We start from the raw sequence: 1,359 nt of genomic DNA on the forward strand, positions 1-1,359 counted from the left end.
TAGTGATTCCGTGAGTAGTGGTGAGCGAAAGCGGATCAGGCTAAACCGTAGGCGTGTGATAGCCGGCAGGCGTTGCGTTTGCGGGGTTGTGGGACCCTCTGATGGTTTCTGCCGAGATCATAGACAGTAAGAAATCCTTCCGATAGTCGAAGCTTCTGGGAAGTGGCGCCGTAGACCGTGAGAGTCGGGTAGGCGAAATTGGTTGGACTGTTTGAGGGGATCCCAAGTAGCACGGGGCCCGAGAAATCCTGTGTGAATCTGCCAGGACCACCTGGTAAGCCTAAATACTCCCTGATGACCGATAGTGAACAAGTACCGTGAGGGAAAGGTGAAAAGCGCCCCGGTGAGGGGTCGTGAAATAGTACCTGAAACCGTGTGCCTACAAGCCGTAGGAGCGTAAACAGAAGCTTGCTTTTGTTTGTGATGTGACTGCGTGCCTTTTGAAGAATGAGCCTGCGAGTTATGGTGTGTGGCGAGGTTAACCCGTGTGGGGGAGCCGTAGCGAAAGCGAGTCTGAAGAGGGCGAATTAGTCGCATGCTGTAGACCCGAAGCGGAGTGATCTAGGCATGGGCAGGTTGAAGCGCGGGTAAGACCGCGTGGAGGACCGAACCCACCAGGGTTGAAAACCTGGGGGATGACCTGTGTTTAGGGGTGAAAGGCCAATCAAACTCCGTGATAGCTGGTTCTCCCCGAAATGCATTTAGGTGCAGCGTTACGTGTTTCTTGCCGGAGGTAGAGCACTGGATGGCTAATGGGCCCGACAAGGTTACTGACGTCAGCCAAACTCCGAATGCCGGTAAGTGAGAGCGTAGCAGTGAGACTGCGGGGGATAAGCTCCGTAGTCGAGAGGGAAACAGCCCAGACCACCGACTAAGGCCCCTAAGCGTGTGCTAAGTGGGAAAGGATGTGGAGTCGCAGTGACAACCAGGAGGTTGGCTTAGAAGCAGCCACCCTTGAAAGAGTGCGTAATAGCTCACTGGTCAAGTGATTCCGCGCCGACAATGTAGCGGGGCTCAAGTACACCGCCGAAGTCGTGGCATTCACACATGTATCCGAGCCTTTGTGGTTTAGGTGTGTGGATGGGTAGGGGAGCGTCGTGCGGCCGCAGAAGCAGCGGAGTGATCCAGCTGTGGAGGCTGTGCGAGTGAGAATGCAGGCATGAGTAGCGAATCAGAAGTGAGAAACTTCTGCGCCGGATGACCAAGGGTTCCTGGGGCAGGCTAATCCGCCCAGGGTAAGTCGGGACCTAAGGCGAGGCCGACAGGCGTAGTCGATGGACAACGGGTTGATATTCCCGTACCCGCTACGATGCGCCAATACTGAATCCAGTGATACTAAGGGTCCTTAACCCCTCCAAG

1 rRNA gene (only partly in view) is annotated in these 1,359 nt (G+C 55.3%); it reads left to right on the forward strand.

Annotated elements, in window-relative coordinates:
- Positions 1-1,359: ribosomal RNA gene (locus ABT053_RS43240) — 23S ribosomal RNA — on the forward strand (its annotated part continues 1,487 nt past the right edge of the window); the annotation flags it as partial.

Source organism: Streptosporangium sp. NPDC002524, from assembly GCF_040295985.1.
GTDB lineage: Bacteria > Actinomycetota > Actinomycetes > Streptosporangiales > Streptosporangiaceae > Streptosporangium.